The organism is Streptomyces massasporeus (assembly GCF_014648995.1).
Taxonomy (GTDB): Bacteria; Actinomycetota; Actinomycetes; order Streptomycetales; family Streptomycetaceae; genus Streptomyces; species Streptomyces massasporeus.
This window is the reverse complement of the sequence record NZ_BMSE01000013.1, coordinates 161,010-179,622: the sequence shown is the minus strand read 5'-3', so window position 1 is coordinate 179,622 and position 18,613 is coordinate 161,010. Positions and strand designations below refer to the sequence as shown.

The window sequence follows — 18,613 nt, the reverse complement described above, 5'->3', positions numbered from 1 at the left end:
CCCTAGCGGACCGTCGGTTCCTCGTCGTCCTCGGGCTTGTGCAGGGGGGTGCGGGACAGGAACAGGCCGAAGATCGGGGGCTTGGTCTGGAGCATTTCCAGGCGGCCGCCGTCGGCCTCGGCCAGGTCGCGGGCCACGGCCAAACCGATGCCCGTGGAGTTGCGGCCGCTGATCGCCCGCTCGAAGATCCGGGCGCCGAGGTCGGCGGGGATGCCGGGGCCCTCGTCCGTGACCTCGATGACGGCCTGGTTGCCGGTGACGCGGGTGCGCAGGGCCACCGTGCCGCCGCCGTGCATGAGGGAGTTCTCGATCAGCGCGGCCAGGACCTGCGCGACCGCGCCGGGCGTGCCCACCGCGCGCAGATGCCGTTTGCCGGAGCTGACGATCGCCCGGCCCGCGCTGCGGTACGCCGGACGCCACTCCGCGAGCTGCTGCTGGATGACCTCGTCGAGGTCGAAGGAGACGGCGGAGCCGGTGCGCGGATCGCGGGAGTTCGTCAGCAGCCGTTCCACGACGTCGGTGAGCCGCTCGACCTGCGTCAGCGCGATCGTCGCCTCCTCCTTCACCGTGTCCGGGTCGTCGGTGAGGGTGATCTCCTCCAGCCGCATCGACAGCGCCGTCAGCGGCGTGCGCAGCTGGTGGGAGGCGTCCGCGGCCAGTCGGCGTTCGGCGGTCAGCATGCGGGCGATGCGCTCGGCGGAGCCGTCCAGCACGTCCGCCACCCGGTCCAGCTCGGGCACCCCGTACCGCTTGTGCCGGGGCCGTGGATCGCCCGAGCCGAGCCGCTCGGCCGTCTCCGCGAGGTCGGTCAGCGGCGACGCCAGCCGGTTCGCCTGGCGGACGGCCAGCAGGACCGCGGCCACCACCGCCAGCAGCGCGACCAACGCGATGATCAGCAGGGTCCGGCCGACCTCACGGGTCACCGAGGAGCGCGGCTCCTGGACGGTGACGGTCTCGCCCTCCTCGCCGGGCGCGGTCGCGCTGATGACGTCCCCGGCGGGCTTCGTGCCCACCTCGATGGGCGACTCCCCGGGGATACGGATCACCGCGTAGTAGCGGTTCTGCGTGACCTGGTCGCGCAGCACCTCGGCGTCGACCTGCTGCGCTCCGAAGAGCCGGCTGTCGACGATGCTGGCGAGCCGGACGGCTTCGGACTCCACCCGTTCCTGGGCGCTGTTGCTGATCGTCCGGGTCTCGACGATGACGAGGGAGACGCCGAAGACGGCGATCACGACGAGCACCACGGCGAGCGTGGACTGGATCAGTCGGCGACGCATGTCCTGTTACCCGAGCCCGCCTCGCGGCTCAGCTCTTCTCGAAACGGAAACCCACACCGCGCACGGTGGCGATGTAGCGGGGGTTGGCCGCGTCGTCGCCGAGCTTCTTGCGCAGCCAGGAGATGTGCATGTCGAGGGTCTTGGTCGACGACCACCACGTCGTGTCCCAGACCTCCCGCATCAGCTGGTCGCGGGTAACGACCCGGCCCGCGTCGCGCACCAGCACCCGCAGCAGGTCGAACTCCTTGGCGGTGAGCTGGAGCTCTTCCTCGCCCATCCATGCGCGGTGCGACTCGACGTCGATGCGCACGCCGTGCGTGGCGGGCGGCTGCTGCGGCTCGGAGGCGCCGCGCCGGAGCAGGGCCCGCACGCGCGCGAGGAGTTCGGCGAGCCGGAACGGCTTGGTGACGTAGTCGTCGGCACCCGCGTCGAGCCCGACGACGGTGTCCACCTCGTCGGCGCGCGCGGTCAGGATGAGGATCGGGATGGCGTGGCCTTCGCCCCGCAGGCGGCGGGCCACCTCCAGACCGTCCATGCCGGGCAGACCGAGGTCGAGCACGACCAGGTCGACTCCGCCCTGCAGTCCGGCGTCGAGAGCGGTGGGTCCGTCCTCGCGGACCTCGACCTCGTAGCCCTCCCGGCGCAGAGCACGGGCCAGCGGCTCCGAGATGGACGCATCGTCCTCGGCGAGCAGTACACGGGTCATGAGGTGATGGTAGACCTGCGGCGCCCTGAGCTGGGGTGTGACCGGAAGCCTTGATTCTTACCGCTGGCATACCCGGTTCTTACGTACCGCGGGTACGCGCACGAACCTCTGCCTGTGGGGTGCGATCCTGGTAAGGACCTTGGAAACCGGGCGCACGGTTCCGTCGACACCTGTGATCCGTGTCTCAAGCCCTTCCATATGCGGCGGTGTCCTGCCGTATGGTGATTCAACGCCTGTAGCACCACGGCGACCTTCGGAGGCCGTTTGCCCTGAGGGTCTCTTTTGTGTGCGGGCCGGTTCCCGCCGGCCCCCAACGTGAAACGACCTGTGGCCGGGCCTCGTAGTGCGGCGACGCGCGTAGAGGCGTGGATCCCGGTGGCGACCGCCCACCGCTTCGTGACCCGGAGCGGCCCCCCGTAGGCGTCGGACGGACGGCCGTACCCACCGGTGCCGGCAGCCCCCCACCGGGCGCACCACCGCTGCCGCGGGGCGCGTCCCGAGCAGCAAGGAACGACCATGGCGTCCAGCCTGACGAAGGACTCGGCCCGACCGGGCACCCCCGGTTCCGAGAAGACCTTCTTCGGCCACCCCCGCGGACTGGCCACTCTGTTCATGACCGAGATGTGGGAGCGCTTCTCCTACTACGGCATGAGGGCCCTGCTCCCGCTGTACCTGGTGGCCCCGGGTGGCCTGCATCTGCCGGCGGGCACGGCGACGGCGATCTACGCCGTGTACCTGTCGCTGGTGTACCTGCTCACCCTGCCCGGCGGCTGGTTCGCCGACCGTGTGCTCGGCCCCCGCAAGACGGTCGCCGTCGCGGGCGTGGTCATCATGCTCGGCCACCTGTGCCTGGCGCTGCCCGCCGCCGCGAGCTTCTATGTCGGCCTGGGTCTGGTCGCCATCGGTTCCGGTCTGCTGAAGGCCAACATCTCCACGATGGTCGGCCACCTCTACGACGGCCCGGAGGACCCGCGCCGCGACGGTGGCTTCACGGTCTTCTACATCGGCATCAACCTCGGCGCCTTCATCGCGCCGCTGGTCATCGGCACCGTCGGTGAGAACGTCGACTGGCACCTGGGCTTCGCGCTGGCCGCGCTCGGCATGGCGCTGGGCCTCGTCCAGTTCCTGCTCGGCAGCCGCCACCTGGACGCGAAGAGCAGCCTGGTCCCGACCCCGCTGACGCCCGCCGAGAAGGCGTCCACCCTGCGCAAGGGCCTGATCTGGCTGGCCATCGCCGTGGTCTTCTACGGCCTCGTCGGCGGCACGGGCCACTTCACCCTGAACTGGGCGCTGATCCCGCTCACGCTCCTCGGCCTGATCGTGCCGATCCTGGTCATCTCCCGCATCATGCGCGACAAGGACCTGGACTCGGGCGAGCGGTCGAAGGTCTCGGCGTACATCTGGTTCTTCGTCGCCGCCGCCGTGTTCTGGATGATCTACGACCAGGGCGGCTCGACCCTGTCGCTGTTCGCCGAGAAGAGCGCCGACAACACGATCTTCGGCTGGGAGTTCCCGGTCTCCTGGTACCAGTCGGTCAACCCGGTCCTGATCATGGCGCTGGCGCCCGTCTTCGCCTGGCTGTGGCTGTGGCTGAACCGGCGCGGCCAGGAGCCCAGCACCATCGTGAAGTTCGCCTCCGGTCTGGTGCTGGTGGGTGCGTCCTTCTTCCTCTTCCTCGCCCCGCTGTCGATCGCCGAGGGCGGCCACAAGGCCGCGGCGATGTGGCTGGTCGCGATCTACTTCGTGCAGACCGTCGGCGAGCTGACGCTGTCCCCGGTGGGGCTGTCCGTGACGACGAAGATGGCACCGGCGAAGTACGCCTCGCAGATGATGGGCGTCTGGTTCCTCGCGGTCACCGCGGGCGACTCCGTCACCGCGCTGCTGTCCAACCCGGCCGTCGGCGGGGTCAACCTCGACAAGACGGGCTTCGTGGCGCTGGAGGCGGCGCTCGCCGTGGTCGCCGGCTTCGCGGTGTACATGTACCGCAAGAAGGTCAAGGCCATGATGGGCGACGTCCGCTGATCACCGCCGCCTGACTCCTCGGGAAGGGCCGTCGCACCCCGGGTGCGGCGGCCCTTCCTCATGTCCCGGTCGAACGCGGAGGGTCGGCGTCCGGGACGAACCAGGGCTCGGCGGAGGCCCGGCGGGCCACGGGCGGCCACACCCGGCGAGGCGGGCGGGCCGCGTGGCCGGGGCGGCGCGGTCGCAGGTGGTCGATCACGGCCAGGCCCGCGCGGAACAACGCCACCGGCACGACCAGCAGGACGAGGACCCAGAACAGGGTCACGCCCCAGGGCCGTCCCACGCCCCAGGGGTGCTCGGCGAGCACCTTGCCGCCGTACTTCAGCGACACGGTGTAGTCCCCGTGCGCCCCGGCCCCGAGCTCCACGGGCAGCTCGATGCGGGCCCTGCCGCCCGGGCGGATCGTGCCGCGCCACCGCTGGTCCTGCCACTGCGGGGCGAACACGCCGTGTGAGGTGCCGACCTGGAAGACCGGGTTCTTCACGGGGGACGTGCCGACGTTGCCGACGGTGACCACGAGGGTCCGGGCGGGCGGGGAGCCGAACCAGGTCAGCAGACCGCCGGAGCCCCGCAACCGGGTGTCAGCGAGCAGGGACAGCCGGCCGCCGGCCGCTTCCGCGGGCAGCGGCTCGACGGCGTGCCCGGCGACCTGGAGTGCCGCGTCGGCCTCGGCCCCGCGTCCGGTCACCGTGGCCACGTGGACCACGCAGGGGCAGGGCACGGGCGGCTCCACCACGGGCAGGGCGCGGCGGAAGCGCCCGTCGGCGCCGGTCGTGACGGCCCGGCCGTCGGAGTTGGCGCAGGAGTTGGTGCCGCCGGTGACCCCCCGCTTCGGCTCGGCCTGCCCGCACACGAGAAGCGTCAGCAGGGCACGGGGCCGCCAGCCGCTGCCGCTGACGGTGATCGAACCGCCCGTTCCCGCGTGGGACTTGGACAACTCGACGGCGGGCCGGTCCACCGCCCCGACGGACCCGGCGCCCGCCAGGACCAGCAGCAGCGCGAGCAGAACCGGCAGGGAGACGTACGGAAGACGGACGACGGACGGCATCGGCGGCTCCAGCGGTCGTGCGGTGCGGGCAGGCGGCCGGACCGGGCGGGGGCGGTGCTGAGGCGTGCGGTGCTGCGGTGCGGGGCGCATGTGCGGCCGGACCGGTGGCAGCGGTCGTGCCGTGCGCGTGTGCGGCCGGACCGGTGGCTCCGGCGGTCGTGCGGTGCCGGCGTACGGCCAGGCCGGCGGCGGACGGTGCTGCTTTGCCGGCTGACGACCAGACCGACGGCGGGGGGTGCTGCGGAGCGGGCGTACGACCAGACCAGCGGCGTGCAGTTCTGTCGTGCGGGCGTACGACCAGACCAGTGGCGTGCGGGAGGTCGGCCAGACCGCCCCCATGCGGTCCTGCGCTCAGCGGCGCACCCGCCAGGAGGGGTGCATGGCGGTCAACGGCCCGCCCGAACCCCCTGATGACGCCGCGTCAGCCATAGAGCGCCCGCAGCGCCGGCGAGCAGGACCGTGCCGCCGAGGGTGCCGAGGGCGACGGCCGAGTCCTCGGGCCCGGTCTGCGGAAGTCCGGCACCGGTGTCCGCCCCGGAGCCACCGCCCTGGGCGGAACCGCCGGCGCCGCCACCGCTCCCGGCGCTGACGTCCAGCGTGAGGGACGGGCCCGGGTCGTTCGTCGGGGTGCACGTGGTCGTCGTGCCGAGCGCCTTGATGGTGAGCACACCGGCCGTGAAGGTGACCTCGCCGCTCTTCTTCGGCGTGTACGTGCCGCTCAGATCGCTGATCTTGATGGGCGTGTTGGCGGGAATCGCGGCGTCGTTGGCGGGGCCGGACACCGCGAGGGTGCCGCTGTCCGCGCCGCCCAGGGCGATGGTGGCGCTCGACGTCATCGCGCCCTTGCCCAGTTCGACCGGGCTGGAGGAGACGCCCTTCTGCCAGGACATCGTGATCCGGTAGCCACTGCCGCTCTTGACGCCCTTGATGTCGATGGGCGAGACGGCACTTTTGTCGCCGATCGGCGTCTTGCACTGGTAGTTGACGTCGACGACCTCGGCCCGGGCGACGGGGGCGGCCATCCACACCGCCGAGCCGGCCAGGGCCGCGGTGGACGCGAGTGCGGCGGTTCGTTTCCGGTACGACACGGTGCCGCTCCCCTTCCTGTTCCTGACGGCGTATCAGATCGGGCCGTCAAGGTACGCCCGGGGCCTTGAGGAAGGAAGACACAGTGCGCGCCGGATCCGTGGGGATCCGGCGGGGGGTGAGTGACGCATGAGGGGATGTGCGGCGACGGTCCGGTGCAGCGGTCACCCGTTCGGACGCACCCCGGGGCGCCCGCCGAGGCCCGAGATCAGCACGTATGCCCGAGATCGGACAGGAATGCCCGTGATCGGACAAGCAAACCTCGAGGCCAGTCGGTTACATGCCGCGGCCGGACGCGTACGCCCCGCGATCAGGCGGGTGCGCCCAGTTCCGCCCAGACCGTCTTGCCGGAGACCCCCGGCGTACGGACGACGCCCCAGTCCAGGCACAGGCGCTGGACGATGAACATGCCGTGACCGCCCGGGCGCCCCGCGCGGTGCGGGGTGCGGGGGGCGGGCTGACCGGTACCCCGGTCGGCGACCTCCACACGGATCACCTTGTTGTCGCAGGTGATCCGCAGCTGGTCCGGCCCCTCGGCGTGCAGACAGGCATTGGTGACCAACTCGGAGACGACCAGCAGCACGTCCTCGGCGGCGGCCCGCTGGTCGGCGGAGGCGGCGGGCAGCCAGCCCCACGCGTACAACGCCTGGCGGGTGAAGTCGCGGGCCAGCGGAACCACGCCGCTCTCGTCCTCGAAGCTCAGCCGGCGCACCTGCCGACCGCCCGGCGGCGCCGCGGCTCCGGACGGCGCGTCCACGCCCTCGCCGGCCGCACCTGCCGCCGCTACGCCACCCTCGGACGCCCCGGAAGCGCCGCTGGGCTCCGGCCCGCGGTCGCCCGGCGGGTAAGGCCGGGTGGTGCTCATCAGCGCTTCACCTCACCGATTCACCAGTTCATGATTCAAAAAATTCACTACACAGTCGGTCACGCCGTGCGCGGCACGTCGGTTTCGCGGCGCCCCCGTCACCCTGGCGACCGACACGCTCAGGATGTCTCCTGCCCTGGCGGACCGACTGAACACCCATGTATTCGGCACGAAAGACGTGAGGGGGCTGGGACGCCGGTCACAGAGGGATGGCCGAGGCACCGCGCGCCGACGCACCGCCGGTCAGCCCGACTCGTCGGCCAGGGCCGCCTCGAGCGAGTCGTGGACGCTGAAGACCGCATCCGCGCCCGTGATCTCGAACACGCGCGCCACCACCGGCTGCATGCCGGCGAGCGAGACGCCGCCACCGGCGGCCTCCGCCTTCAGCCGCGCCCCGAGGAGCACGTTGAGTCCCGTGGAGTCACAGAACTCCAGGCGTGCGCAATCGATGACCAGGCGCTTGAATCCCTTGGCGAGGCAGTCCTCGAGTGGCTCACGCAACAAATCGGCGGTGTGGTGATCCAACTCACCCGCCGGGGTCACGACGGCACTAGAGCCCTCTTCCCGCACCTCCACCAGAAGCCGGCCAGACTGTGCGCTGCCGACCGTCCCGCGGTCCATGCCGTCTCTCTCTCCCGACGTCGAGGTGGTTGCTGACGCACTCGAACACTACGCCTTCCCCACACGGTCCGACACCCGAACAACTACACACAAACGGACATATGCTCACAGAACGCACTTGCGGTGGGCTCCGGAAAGCGGGTAGGCCTAGTAAAGACACGTACCCGACACGGCCGGCTTTGGAGGCGCCGCACACCGCAGTGCACCTAACGGCTCCGGCAGCCAAATGCCGAGAACGATGGAGGACATCATGTCACCCCGGCTCGACGGATCGCCTACCCACAAAGCGACGTCGACACCCCCTCCGGAACATCTGGATCCCATCGAGCAGATCGAGATGCTCGTCACACAGGACGGCCTTCTCTCCGGACTTCCGGACATCCCGCCCTACGAGGAAGTCGACGCGGTCGACGCCCGGGCGCTGTCCAAGACCCTCTTCGAGCGTCTGGAGACGCTGGAGGAAGGGACCCATGCGTACTCGTACGTCCGCAACACGCTCGTCGAACTGAACCTCGCGCTGGTCAAGTTCGCCGCCTCCCGGTTCCGCTCCCGCAGCGAGCCGATGGAGGACATCATCCAGGTCGGCACCATCGGCCTGATCAAGGCGATCGACCGCTTCGAGCTGTCCCGCGGTGTGGAGTTCCCCACGTTCGCGATGCCGACCATCATCGGCGAGATCAAGCGCTTCTTCCGTGACACCTCGTGGTCCGTGCGCGTTCCGCGCCGACTCCAGGAGCTGCGGCTCGACCTGGCCAAGGCCGGGGACGAACTGTCCCAGAAGCTCGACCGCGCCCCCACGGTGGCCGAGCTGGCGGAGCGTCTCGGGATCTCCAACGACGAGGTCGTCGAGGGCATGGCGGCGTCGAACGCCTACACCGCCTCCTCGCTGGACGCCCAGCCGGAGGAGGACGACTCCGAGGGCGCGCTCGCGGACCGCATCGGCTACGAGGACCACGGGCTCGAAGGCATCGAGTACGTCGAGTCGTTGAAGCCGCTGATCGCGGAACTGCCGCCGCGCGACCGGAAGATCCTGTCCCTGCGGTTCGTCGCGGGCATGACCCAGTCGGAGATCGGCGAAGAGCTCGGCATCTCGCAGATGCACGTCTCGCGTCTGCTGTCGCGGACGCTGGTGCGGCTGCGCAAGGGGCTGACCGTCGAGGAGTGATCCTCGACCCTGGTGTACGTGTCCCTCGGGGGCGGGCCGGACGGCCCGCCCCCGGGCGCGTGCCACCGGTGGTCGGCGGCGGCCCGATCAGGAGTTGAGGAACAGCGCTGCCGCCGGCAGCAGCGGGGCCGTCAGGCTCAGCAGCCAGTAGGTGTGCGGGGCGAGTGCCGTCCGGCGCCGTAGCGGCATGTTGGCGAGCCACCAGATCAGGCCGTAGAGCGTGACGACGGGGACGACGATCACGAGCCAGAGGGCCATGCCGTCGTTCTCGGTGGGTTCCCGCACGGTCCAGCCGGCCGCGGCGAGCGGCCCGTTCGCCGCGAGGTACCAGAGCAGCCAGAACGGCACCACGCCCGGGATCCCGAGCAGTACGTTCACCACGAGTGGTGCCGACCAGTGCTTCGCCAACCGTCCCCGCCCCATGGGTCCCCGCCCTCCGCCGATGCCGGTCGTCGTCCGACGCGGCATCGCATTATCGCGGGCCGGTGATCACACCACACGCTCTCCGCGCCGCCACACCCCGCTGACCAGCGGGACGCCGGGCCGGTAGGCCAGATGGACGTGGCTCGGGGCGTCGAGGAGCGTCAGGTCCGCGTACGCGCCCGGGGTGAGGCGGCCGACGTCGTCGCGCCGCAGGGCCGCCGCGCCGCCCGCGGTCGCCGACCACACGGCCTCGTCGGGGGTCATCCCCATGTCCCGTACGGCCAGGGCGATGCAGAACGGGACGGACGAGGTGAAGGACGAGCCGGGGTTGCAGTCCGTGGACAGCGCGACCGTGACACCCGCGTCGAGCAGCCGCCGGGCGTCCGGCCATGCGGCGCGCGTGGAGAACTCGGCGCCGGGCAGCAGGGTGGCGACCGTACGGCCGCCGGCCAGGGCGTCCACGTCCGCGTCCGTGAGGTGGGTGCAGTGGTCGGCGCTGGCCGCGTCGAGCTCGACGGCGAGCTGCACACCGGGGCCGTAGGAGAGCTGGTTGGCGTGGATGCGGGGGTGCAGGCCCTTCGCCTTGCCGGCGGTGAGGATCGCGCGGGCCTGGTCGCCGTCGAAGGCGCCCTTCTCGCAGAAGACGTCGATCCAGCGGGCGTGCGGGGCGCAGGCGTCCAGCATCTCGCCGGTGACCAGGGCGACATAGCCGGCCGGGTCCTCGGCGTGGTCCGGCGGGACGATGTGGGCGCCGAGGAAGGTGACCTCGTCGGTGTGGGCGGCGGCGATGCGCAGGGCGCGGGCCTCGTCCTCGACGGTCAGGCCGTAGCCGGACTTCGTCTCGAAGGTGGTGGTGCCCTGACGGAGGCCTTCGGCGAGGTAACGGGTGACGTTGGCCTCGAGTTCCTCGTCGCTCGCCGCCCGCGTCGCCGCGACGGTGGTGCGGATGCCGCCGGCGCTGTACGGCCGCCCGGACATCCGGGCGTTGAACTCCTGCGTCCGGTCGCCCGCGAAGACGAGGTGGGAGTGGGAGTCCACGAAGCCGGGGATGACCGCCCGGCCACCGGCGTCGACCCGATTGTCAGTGGCTGGTGCTTTGCTTTGATCACCGGTCCACACGACGCGGTCGCCCTCGATGACGACGGCCGCGTCCTGGACCAGTCCGAGGGGGGATCCGTCACCGAGGGAGGGGTCGTTGGTGACCAGGCTGGCGATGTTCGTGATGAGCGTGCTTGCGGTGCTCGCGGAGTGGGCGGGGCTGACGGTCGTCGCGTTGCTCATGGCGTCCTTGGTGGCCTGGTCGGCGGTGGGGTCGGGTTCGGGGGCGGAGCCGGGCCGCGCGGGCGGGCGGCCCGGGGTCATCCGCGCAGGGCTTCGACGGCGTCCGCGAGGGCTCGCGGCACGTCCGGTACGAGGGAGTGGACCCCGTCCCGTACGACGTGCCGACCACCCACGACCGTATGCGACACGTCTGCTGCCGACGCAGCGAATACGGCCGTCTCGGCCCCGAGCCGTGGAAGCGGCCCTGCCGTCCTGACCGAGTCGAGCGCGATGGTGGTGAAGTCGGCGAGCGCGCCGGTCTCCAGGGCGCCCGCGTCCTCCCAGCCGAGGGCCGCGTGGCCGTCGGCCGAGGCCGCCCGCAGCAGGGCCGCCGCCGTCCAGTGACCCCGGGTGCGGGTGCGCAGCCGCTCGTTCAGTTCCATGGCCCGCGCCTCTTCGAGCAGGTCGATGACGGCGTGGCTGTCGGAGCCGAGGGAGAGCGGGGAGCCCTCGTTCTGCAGGGCGACGGCCGGTCCGATGCCGTCCGCGAGGTCCCGCTCGGTGGTCGGGCACATGCAGGTACCGGTGCCGCTGCCGCCGATGAGAGAGACGTCCTCGGCGGTGAGGTGGGTGTTGTGGACGCCCGTGGTGCGCGGTCCGAGGACGCCGTGCAGGGCGAGGAGCTGGGTCGGGGTGCAGCCGTGGACCTCCCGGCACGCCTCGTTCTCGGCGGTCTGCTCGGACAGGTGCACATGGAGCGGAGCCCGCCGCTCCTCGGCCCACCGTGCGACGGTCTCCAACTGGTCGGCGGGCACGGCCCGTACGGAGTGGATCGCCGCTCCGATCCGCGCGTGATCCCGTTCCTTGAGAAGTGAACAGCGTGCGGCCCAGGCCTCGGCGTCGCCGTCGGAGAAGCGGAGCTGGTGGGCGGTGGGGGGCTGTCCGAAGCCGGAGGAGAGGTAGGCGGTGTCGAGGAGGGTGATGCGGATGCCGGCCTCGGCGGCGGCCGCGATGAGGGCCTCGCCCATGGCGTTGGGGTCGGCGTAGGGGGTGCCGCCGGGGGCGTGGTGGACGTAGTGGAACTCGCCGACGGCCGTGATGCCGGCCAGCGCCATCTCGGCGTACACGGCGCGGGCGAGGGCGTGGTAGCTGTCCGGGGTGAGCCGGCCGGCCGTGGCGTACATGACCTCGCGCCAGGTCCAGAAGGTGCCGGAGCCGACCTGGACGGTGCCGCGCAGGGCGCGGTGGAAGGCGTGGCTGTGGGCGTTGGCCAGGCCGGGCATGGTGAGCCCGCGCAGGACCTCGGCGCCGGGAGGCGGGGCGGGGGTGCCGGTGCGGACGGCGGTGATGCGGCCGTCCGCGACGTCGAGGGCAACACCCGGCTCGACATTCGTGCCGAGCCAGGCGTGCTCCAGCCAGTACGTCCGCGGGGCTGCTGTCGTCACCTGCACGCCAGTCCTTCCAGTACGTCGGCGAGTGCGAGTACCCCCGCCACGCAGTCGTCCTCGCTCGCGGACTCGGCCGGGGAGTGGGAGACGCCGGTGGGGTTGCGCACGAACAGCATGGCGGTCGGGATGCTCCCGGACAGGATCCCGGCGTCGTGTCCCGCGCCGGTGCCGAGGACGGGGACCGTGAGGTCGGTGTCCGTGCCGAGGATGCGGGCGAGTTCGTCGCGCAGGGCGTGGTCGAACTCGACGACGGGGGTGAAGGACTCGCGGACGATGTCGAGGTCGATGCCGTGGGCGTCCGCGTAACTCCGGGCCGCCTTCTCGATGCCGCCGACCACGGTGTCGAGGCTCATCTGGTCCTCGGCCCGGGAGTCGAGCCAGCCGCGCACCAGGGAGGGGATGGCGTTGACGCCGTTGGGTTCGACGGCGATCTTGCCGAAGGTGGCGACGGCCCCGGCGAGTTCGGCCTCGCGCCGGGCGGCGAGGACGGTCTCGGCGTAGGACAGCATGGGGTCGTGGCGGTCGGCGAGCCGGGTGGTGCCGGCGTGGTTGGCCTCGCCGCGGAAGTCGAACCGCCAGCGGCCGTGCGGCCAGATCGCGCTGGCGAGGCCGACCCGGTCGCCGGACAGGTCTAGGGCCCGGCCCTGTTCGACGTGCAGTTCGACGAAGGCGCCGATGCGGGCGAGCCGTTCGGGGTCCGGCCCGACGGCGTCCGGGTCGTATCCGGCCGCCTCCATGGCCCGGGGCAGCGTCACGCCGTCACCGTCGGTGAGGCGGTGCGCCTGCTCTCGGGTGAGCTGCCCGGCGGTGAGCCGGGACCCGACGCAGGCGAGCCCGAACCGGGCGCCCTCCTCGTCGCCGAAGTTCACGATGGCGAGGGGCCGGGTGAGGCGGGCGTCCCTGCGGCGCAGCTCGTCCAGCGCGGCGAAGGCGGACACGACGCCGAGGGGGCCGTCGAAGGCTCCGCCGTCCGGCACGGAGTCGAGGTGCGAGCCGGTGACGACGGCGTCGCCCTCGGCGGGGTCCCCGAGCCAGGCCCACTGGTTGCCGTTCCGGTCGACCTCGTGGCGCAGCCCGCGGGCCGTGGCCTGCTCTTCGAACCAGGCCCGGCATTCACCGTCGATCGCGGTCCAGGCGAACCGCCGGTAGCCGCCGGAGCCGGGGTGCCGCCCGAGGGGGAGCAGCTCGCGCCACATCTGGTGGAAGGAGCCGCCGGTGTCCTGGGTCACGCCGGGTCACCTTCGCGCATCGGGACGCGGACGCCCCGCTCCCCCGCCACCGACTCCGCGATGTCGTACCCGGCGTCGACGTGCCGGATGACGCCCATGCCGGGGTCGTTGGTGAGCACCCGGCGGATCTTCTCGCCCGCGAGCGCCGTGCCGTCGGCCACCGTGACCTGCCCGGCGTGGATGGACCGGCCCATCCCGACGCCGCCGCCGTGGTGGATCGACACCCAGGACGCCCCGGAGGCGACGTTCACCATGGCGTTCAGCAGGGGCCAGTCGGCGATCGCGTCGGATCCGTCGAGCATGGCCTCGGTCTCGCGGTAGGGGGAGGCGACGGAACCGCAGTCGAGGTGGTCGCGGCCGATGACGACCGGCGCGGCCAGCTCCCCGCTCGCGACCATGTCGTTGAACCGCTCACCGGCCTTGTCCCGCTCGCCGTAGCCGAGCCAGCAGATCCGGGCGGGCAGGCCCTGGAAGTGGACGCGTTCGCCGGCCATCTTGATCCAGCGGGCGAGGGACTCGTTCTCCGGGAAGAGGTCGAGGATCGCCTTGTCGGTCTTGGCGATGTCGGAGGTCTCGCCGGACAGGGCGGCCCAGCGGAAGGGGCCCTTGCCCTCGCAGAACAGCGGGCGGATGTAGGCAGGGACGAAGCCGGGGAAGGCGAAGGCGCGGTCGTATCCGGCGAGCTGGGCCTCGCCGCGGATGGAGTTGCCGTAGTCGAAGACCTCGGCGCCGGCGTCCATGAAGCCGACCATGGCCTCGACGTGCCGGGCCATGGACTCGCGGGCCCGGGTGGTGAAGCCGGCCGGGTCCTTGGCGGCGGCGTCGGCCATGTCCTCGAAGGCGATGCCGACCGGCAGGTAGGCCAGGGGGTCGTGGGCCGAGGTCTGGTCGGTGACGATGTCGATCGGGGCGCCCTCGGCGAGCATCCGCGGGAGCAGCTCGGCGGCGTTGCCCAGGAGGCCGATGGACAGCGGCTTGCGCTGGTCGCGGGCCTCGGTGGCCAGCTGGAGCGCGTGGGCGAGGCTGTCGGCCTTCACGTCCAGGTAGCGGTGCTCGATGCGCCGGTCGATGGCGCGCGGGTCGCAGTCGACGCAGATCGCCACGCCGTCGTTCATCGTCACGGCGAGCGGCTGGGCGCCGCCCATGCCGCCGAGGCCGGCGGTCAGGGTGATGGTGCCGGCCAGCGTCCCGCCGAACTTCTTCGCGGCGACGGCGGCGAAGGTCTCGTAGGTGCCCTGGAGGATGCCCTGGGTGCCGATGTAGATCCAGGAACCGGCGGTCATCTGCCCGTACATGGTCAGGCCGAGGTGTTCGAGGCGGCGGAACTCCTCCCAGTTTGCCCAGTCGCCGACGAGGTTGGAGTTGGCGATGAGGACGCGCGGGGCCCACTCGTGGGTCTGCATGACGCCGACGGGGCGGCCGGACTGGACCAGCATGGTCTCGTCCTGCTTCAGCCCCTTCAGCGTGCGCACCATGGCGTCGAAGGAGCGCCAGTCGCGGGCGGCCTTGCCGGTGCCGCCGTAGACGACGAGCTTGTCGGGGTGCTCGGCGACCTCGGGATCGAGGTTGTTCTGCAGCATCCGCAGGGCGGCTTCCTGCTGCCATCCCAGGGCGCTCGGTTCCGTGCCGCGCGGCGCTCGGACGGGGCGGGGTCCTGACATGGTCTGCCTCCTGGTGGGTGCGTGGTGCTCCCGGCGGTTTGTTGCTGTGGCTATTCACATCCTGGACGCATGAATAGAGCTAGTCAATACGTGGGGGTGTCGGCGCGGCGCCGCCGTGGATGTTTGGCTGGATGCATGGGCGCACACATCGAGACGGAAGAGGCGGACGGCACCGGGGCCCGGCGGGCCGCGCGGCGGGACGAGGCGGTGCGGGCCGCCGTGGAGCAAGGGCTGCTGGGGCCCGACAGCCCCCTCGTCGGGCTGCTGGACGTCACCGGCATCCGGGAATCGGCGGCGGAGTTGCGGGCCGCGTTCGAGGCGGTGGTGGCGCCGGGCACGCCCGTGCTGCACGCCTTCGCGGTGAAGGCGACCCCGCTGGTGCCGGTCCTGCGGCTGCTGCACGAGGAGGGCGTCGGCGCGGAGGTCGCGAGCCCGGGTGAGCTGGCCCTGGCCCGGGCGGCGGGCATGCCGCCGGAGGCGACGGTGCTCGACTCGCCCGCAAAAACGCCGTCCGAGCTGCGCGAGGCCCTGTCCCTGGGCATCGCCGTCAACGCGGACAACCCGCAGGAGCTGACCCGGATCGACGCCCTGATGGGGTCCTCGACCAGCCGCTCCCCGCTGGGGATCCGGGTGAATCCGCAGGTCGGCGGTGGTTCCATCGAAGCGCTGTCCACGGCGACGGCCACCTCGAAGTTCGGGGTGGCGCTGCGTGACGAGGGCGCCCGGGAGTGGGTCGTCCAGGCGTATCTGGACCGGCCGTGGCTGACCCGGCTGCACGCGCACACCGGGTCCCAGGGCATCCCGCTGGCCCTGATGGCCCGGGGCGTGGCGGAGACCTACGCGCTGGCGGAGGAGATCAACCGGCGGGCCGGACGGCGGCAGGTCGACACACTCGACATCGGCGGCGGTCTGCCGGTGAACTTCGCGTCGGAGGCGACGGCACCGACCTACGCGCAGTACGCGCGGCTGCTGGCCGAGGAGGTGCCGGGGCTGCTCGACGGGCGCTACGGGCTGGTCACCGAGTTCGGGCGGTCACTGCTGGCCAAGCACGGGACGGTGGTGGCGCGTGTCGAGTACGCGAAGGCCTCCGGCGGGCGGGCGGTGGCGGTGACGCACGCCGGGGTGCAGGTGGCCGCGCGGACGGTGTACGCGCCGGGGAGCTGGCCGTTGCGGATCTCCGCGTACGACGCGAAGGGGCGGCCGAAGGAGGGGCCGGTGGTGGTGCAGGACGTCGCGGGCCCGGCCTGTTTCGCGGGGGACCTGCTGGCGGAGGGGCGGTCCATGCCGTTGCTGGAGCAGGGGGACTACGCGGCCGCGCTGGACACCGGGGCGTACTACTTCGCCCATCACTACGGGTACAACTCGCTGGTGCGGCCCGGGGTGTTCGGGTTCGGACCGGGCGGGCGCTTCGCGGTGGTGCGGCGGGCGCAGAGCGTGGAGGAGATCGTCGCGGAGTCGGGTGGGTCCGAGGTGGATGCGTTGACGCGAGCGCGGTGGGAGGTTCCATAGGATTCCGGCCGCGCGTGCGTCGTGGCCTGTCGCGCAGTTCCCCGCGCCCCTGGGTGGGCCGGCCGCTGCCGGGTCACAGCAGCGCGGGGGGCTCTGCCCAGGGTGTCGGCCGCGAGTGCGTCGTGGCTCGTCGCGCAGTTCCCCGCGCCCCTGGGTGGGCCAACCGCTGCCCGATCACACCAGCGCCGGCGATTTCCTTCGCGCGCCTCCCGGCGCGGCGTCTCCCGCCGCGATGCCCGTGCTGCGGTACGCCCTCACGTGCTTGCCGGTCGGGTGGGCCGCTCCGGCGCGGAGCCAGTTCACGCGGACCCACAGCAGTGCCTCGTCGGCCTGCTCGCGGCGGCCCAGCCAGGCCGACTTCAGCCACAGGCCCGCGCCGCAGCCGGCCAGGAGCATGCCCCCGGCCGCCGGGGCCGCGAAGGCGCTTCCCAGGGCGGCGAGGAAGGCGAGGAGGAGCCACCAGCGGTGGCCCCGGCGCCAGTTGCGTACCGTGACCGCGCGGTCCTGGAGTACGTCGTGCTTGCCGGCCCGGGACGCGGCCGCGGCCAGGGCCGCGTAGCGCTTGCGGCGCACGCACGCGACCACCGCCGCCGCCAGGACGAACAGCGCCGCTCCGGCCAGGACGCCGATGCGGCGTCCGGTCAGGCCCGGTGCGAGCAGGCCGATGCCCGTCGCGAGAACGCCCAGCCACCACAGCGGGGCCGCCCCCGCCCGTACGACGACGGCCACTCGGGCCAGTCCCTGTCCTCCGCGCGTCACGTCCAGCCTCCGTCCGGTTCCGAAGCCTCCGGGAGCCGTACGGTAGCGACGCAACGTGAGACGAGTCTTAAGAAGCCCGCCCGTGCCGTCAGTCGACGAACAGGCCCCGCGCCGCCGCCTTCGTGTCGAACTCCTCCAGGCGGGACTGGGCCTGGGGCAGGTCGTCGCACATGGCCTCCAGCAGCACCCGGCCGAGCAGCATCGGCGCGCAGGCCGTGTCGAAGGCGAGGCCGGTGCCGACGGCGGCGGGCAGCAGCAGGTCGGACACCTTGGCGACAGGCGCGAAGGCGGAGTCGGCGACCGTGACGACGGTCAGCCCGGCCCCCTTGGCGTAGGCGAGGGTGTCGACGACCTCACGGGGGTGCCGGGGCAGCGCGAAACAGAGCAGTGCGCTCGCGCCGGCCCGGACGGCGGCGTCGATGCGGTCCTGGAGCATCGTGCCGCCCTCGCCGAGCAGCCGTACGTCGGGATGCACCTTGGCGGCGAAGTAGGCGAAACCGTGTGCCTGGGCGGCAGCCGCCCGCAGGCCGAGGACGAGCAGCGGCCGGGAGCCCGCGAGGAGGCGTCCCGCGCGCTGGACGGGGCCGGGATCGGCCAGCGCCTCCGCCAGGTGCCGCAGGTTCTCGATCTCGGCCTCGACGGCCTGCTGGTACTCGTTGTGCGACCCGGCCTCCACGGCGGGTTCGGCGGGCGTGACCTCGCGCAGATGGCGGCGCAGGGCGGGGTAGCCGTCGAAGCCGAGGGCGACGGCGAACCGGGTCACGGACGGCTGGCTGACCCCGGCCAGCTCGGCGAGCTCCACGCTCGACAGGAACGGCACGTCGGCGGCGCGCCGCACCATGCTGTGCGCGATGCGCCGCTGCGTCGGCGTCAGCCGGTGGCCCTCGAAGAGCGCCTGCAGCCGCGCGGCAGGGCTGTCGGTCACGCTCATGACGTGCTCCCCCTCGCCTATTCAGTAGCTGAGGATTCTGCATGAGCATATGCAGAGCGGCAAGCCGGACCGGAGGGCGGCGGCAGGACCGGGAACCCCCGGCGGAACAGGGGGGCTAACCCCAGTGCGACGGGCGGCGGCGCTTTCTACCGTGGACGGCATGACGGGAATGGACGCGCGGGACACCGACCTCAAGAGGGAACTCGACGCCACCCTGCACGCACGCAGGGATCTGGGCGAGGAGTACGAGCCGGCGCTGGTCGACTCGTTCCTGGAGAAGGTCGACCAGCGGATCGACGGCGCGGTGGAGCGCCGGGTGCGCCGGCAGCTCGCAGAGCAGCAGATGCAGGCGGCCCGGGACTCCCGGTCGCCGAAGGTCACGGACTCGTGGGGCGAGCGGTTCGGCTTCGGAATCGTCTCCCTGGTCCTCGCGGTGCCGCTGTCCGCGATCGGCGGGGGCGTGGCCCGTCTGCCCGGACTGCTCGTCGCCTGGGCCGGGATCGTCGGCGTCAACGTCGTCCAGGCGCTCCGCTCCAACCCGAACCTCTTCGGCCGCCGCCGCACGTCCTCCCAGGACGGTGGCTGGGAGGACTGAGCGTGCGC

At 72.3% G+C, this 18,613-nt stretch carries 17 protein-coding genes; 4 read left to right on the top strand and 13 right to left on the bottom strand.

The window, feature by feature from the left end:
• Window positions 1–2: 2 nt before the first annotated feature.
• A complete protein-coding gene (locus IE153_RS26575; protein ID WP_189592326.1) occupies window positions 3–1,277 on the bottom strand; it encodes a sensor histidine kinase in 1,275 nt (424 codons plus the stop codon).
• Between the two features lie 28 nt (window positions 1,278–1,305).
• Window positions 1,306–1,983, bottom strand: a complete 678-nt coding sequence (locus IE153_RS26570; protein ID WP_030844734.1) for a response regulator transcription factor — start codon at window positions 1,981–1,983, stop codon at window positions 1,306–1,308.
• Window positions 1,984–2,499: 516 nt separating this feature from the next.
• Here IE153_RS26570 and IE153_RS26565 point away from each other — a divergent pair.
• On the top strand, window positions 2,500–4,005 hold the full coding sequence (locus IE153_RS26565) for a peptide MFS transporter (protein ID WP_189592325.1): 1,506 nt from the start codon (window positions 2,500–2,502) through the stop codon (window positions 4,003–4,005).
• A gap of 58 nt (window positions 4,006–4,063) precedes the next feature.
• Here the strand turns inward: IE153_RS26565 and IE153_RS26560 are convergent, their stop codons facing one another.
• From IE153_RS26560 to IE153_RS26545, 4 genes are all read right to left on the bottom strand, one after another.
• Window positions 4,064–5,053 carry a hypothetical protein gene (locus IE153_RS26560; RefSeq protein WP_189592324.1) on the bottom strand — a complete coding sequence of 330 codons (990 nt, stop codon included), beginning with the start codon at window positions 5,051–5,053 and terminating at the stop codon, window positions 4,064–4,066.
• 386 nt (window positions 5,054–5,439) lie between these two features.
• Complete coding sequence (locus tag IE153_RS26555) at window positions 5,440–6,141, bottom strand: LPXTG cell wall anchor domain-containing protein (protein ID WP_189592323.1); 702 nt, start codon at window positions 6,139–6,141, stop codon at window positions 5,440–5,442.
• A 308-nt stretch (window positions 6,142–6,449) separates the two neighbouring features.
• Entirely contained in the window at window positions 6,450–7,004 is a 555-nt protein-coding gene (locus IE153_RS26550) for an ATP-binding protein (protein ID WP_097217036.1), read from the bottom strand.
• 243 nt (window positions 7,005–7,247) lie between these two features.
• Window positions 7,248–7,625, bottom strand: coding sequence for an STAS domain-containing protein (locus tag IE153_RS26545; RefSeq protein WP_031102780.1), 378 nt, complete (start codon window positions 7,623–7,625; stop codon window positions 7,248–7,250).
• 250 nt (window positions 7,626–7,875) lie between these two features.
• Here IE153_RS26545 and IE153_RS26540 point away from each other — a divergent pair, with 250 nt between their 5' ends.
• Window positions 7,876–8,790, top strand: coding sequence for an RNA polymerase sigma factor SigF (locus tag IE153_RS26540; RefSeq protein ID WP_189592322.1), 915 nt, complete (start codon window positions 7,876–7,878; stop codon window positions 8,788–8,790).
• A gap of 87 nt (window positions 8,791–8,877) precedes the next feature.
• Here IE153_RS26540 and IE153_RS26535 read toward each other — a convergent pair whose 3' ends face one another.
• The 5 genes from IE153_RS26535 to hutU all read right to left on the bottom strand — a co-directional run bounded on the left by IE153_RS26535 (window position 8,878) and on the right by hutU (window position 14,811).
• Window positions 8,878–9,213, bottom strand: a complete 336-nt coding sequence (locus IE153_RS26535) for a hypothetical protein (protein ID WP_189592375.1) — start codon at window positions 9,211–9,213, stop codon at window positions 8,878–8,880.
• 66 nt (window positions 9,214–9,279) lie between these two features.
• A complete protein-coding gene (gene hutI / locus IE153_RS26530; RefSeq protein ID WP_189592321.1) occupies window positions 9,280–10,575 on the bottom strand; it encodes an imidazolonepropionase in 1,296 nt (431 codons plus the stop codon).
• Window positions 10,572–11,924 carry a formimidoylglutamate deiminase gene (locus IE153_RS26525; protein WP_189592320.1) on the bottom strand — a complete coding sequence of 451 codons (1,353 nt, stop codon included), beginning with the start codon at window positions 11,922–11,924 and terminating at the stop codon, window positions 10,572–10,574. Before IE153_RS26525 ends, hutI begins: the two co-directional genes overlap by 4 nt.
• Complete coding sequence (locus tag IE153_RS26520) at window positions 11,915–13,117, bottom strand: allantoate amidohydrolase (RefSeq protein WP_189592374.1); 1,203 nt, start codon at window positions 13,115–13,117, stop codon at window positions 11,915–11,917. The genes IE153_RS26525 and IE153_RS26520 overlap by 10 nt, the downstream gene beginning before the upstream one ends.
• A gap of 29 nt (window positions 13,118–13,146) precedes the next feature.
• Window positions 13,147–14,811 carry a urocanate hydratase gene (gene hutU / locus IE153_RS26515; RefSeq protein ID WP_189592319.1) on the bottom strand — a complete coding sequence of 555 codons (1,665 nt, stop codon included), beginning with the start codon at window positions 14,809–14,811 and terminating at the stop codon, window positions 13,147–13,149.
• 135 nt (window positions 14,812–14,946) lie between these two features.
• On the opposite strand from hutU, the gene IE153_RS26510 reads away from it, so the two are divergent.
• Window positions 14,947–16,320 (top strand): type III PLP-dependent enzyme domain-containing protein, encoded by a 1,374-nt coding sequence (locus IE153_RS26510; protein WP_229829172.1) that lies wholly within the window; start codon window positions 14,947–14,949, stop codon window positions 16,318–16,320.
• Between the two features lie 174 nt (window positions 16,321–16,494).
• Here the strand turns inward: IE153_RS26510 and IE153_RS26505 are convergent, their stop codons facing one another.
• Complete coding sequence (locus IE153_RS26505) at window positions 16,495–17,079, bottom strand: hypothetical protein (protein WP_189592317.1); 585 nt, start codon at window positions 17,077–17,079, stop codon at window positions 16,495–16,497.
• An 88-nt stretch (window positions 17,080–17,167) separates the two neighbouring features.
• A complete protein-coding gene (locus tag IE153_RS26500; protein WP_189592316.1) occupies window positions 17,168–18,010 on the bottom strand; it encodes a MurR/RpiR family transcriptional regulator in 843 nt (280 codons plus the stop codon).
• Between the two features lie 169 nt (window positions 18,011–18,179).
• On the opposite strand from IE153_RS26500, the gene IE153_RS26495 reads away from it, so the two are divergent.
• A complete protein-coding gene (locus tag IE153_RS26495) occupies window positions 18,180–18,605 on the top strand; it encodes a hypothetical protein (RefSeq protein WP_189592373.1) in 426 nt (141 codons plus the stop codon).
• Window positions 18,606–18,613 lie beyond the last annotated feature (8 nt).

Bases quoted from the DNA above. Each gene is read 5' to 3' on its own strand.
- IE153_RS26570 (WP_030844734.1), bottom strand. From the start codon at position 1,983: ATGACCCGTGTACTGCTCGCCGAGGACGATGCGTCCATCTCGGAGCCG.
- IE153_RS26510 (WP_229829172.1), top strand. From the start codon at position 14,947: ATGGGCGCACACATCGAGACGGAAGAGGCGGACGGCACCGGGGCCCGG.
- IE153_RS26545 (WP_031102780.1), bottom strand. From the start codon at position 7,625: ATGGACCGCGGGACGGTCGGCAGCGCACAGTCTGGCCGGCTTCTGGTG.
- hutI (WP_189592321.1), bottom strand. From the start codon at position 10,575: ATGACCCCGGGCCGCCCGCCCGCGCGGCCCGGCTCCGCCCCCGAACCC.
- IE153_RS26550 (WP_097217036.1), bottom strand. From the start codon at position 7,004: ATGAGCACCACCCGGCCTTACCCGCCGGGCGACCGCGGGCCGGAGCCC.
- hutU (WP_189592319.1), bottom strand. From the start codon at position 14,811: ATGTCAGGACCCCGCCCCGTCCGAGCGCCGCGCGGCACGGAACCGAGC.
- IE153_RS26575 (WP_189592326.1), bottom strand. From the start codon at position 1,277: ATGCGTCGCCGACTGATCCAGTCCACGCTCGCCGTGGTGCTCGTCGTG.
- IE153_RS26535 (WP_189592375.1), bottom strand. From the start codon at position 9,213: ATGGGGCGGGGACGGTTGGCGAAGCACTGGTCGGCACCACTCGTGGTG.
- IE153_RS26500 (WP_189592316.1), bottom strand. From the start codon at position 18,010: ATGAGCGTGACCGACAGCCCTGCCGCGCGGCTGCAGGCGCTCTTCGAG.
- IE153_RS26495 (WP_189592373.1), top strand. From the start codon at position 18,180: ATGGACGCGCGGGACACCGACCTCAAGAGGGAACTCGACGCCACCCTG.
- IE153_RS26520 (WP_189592374.1), bottom strand. From the start codon at position 13,117: ATGTGGCGCGAGCTGCTCCCCCTCGGGCGGCACCCCGGCTCCGGCGGC.
- IE153_RS26565 (WP_189592325.1), top strand. From the start codon at position 2,500: ATGGCGTCCAGCCTGACGAAGGACTCGGCCCGACCGGGCACCCCCGGT.
- IE153_RS26540 (WP_189592322.1), top strand. From the start codon at position 7,876: ATGTCACCCCGGCTCGACGGATCGCCTACCCACAAAGCGACGTCGACA.
- IE153_RS26560 (WP_189592324.1), bottom strand. From the start codon at position 5,053: ATGCCGTCCGTCGTCCGTCTTCCGTACGTCTCCCTGCCGGTTCTGCTC.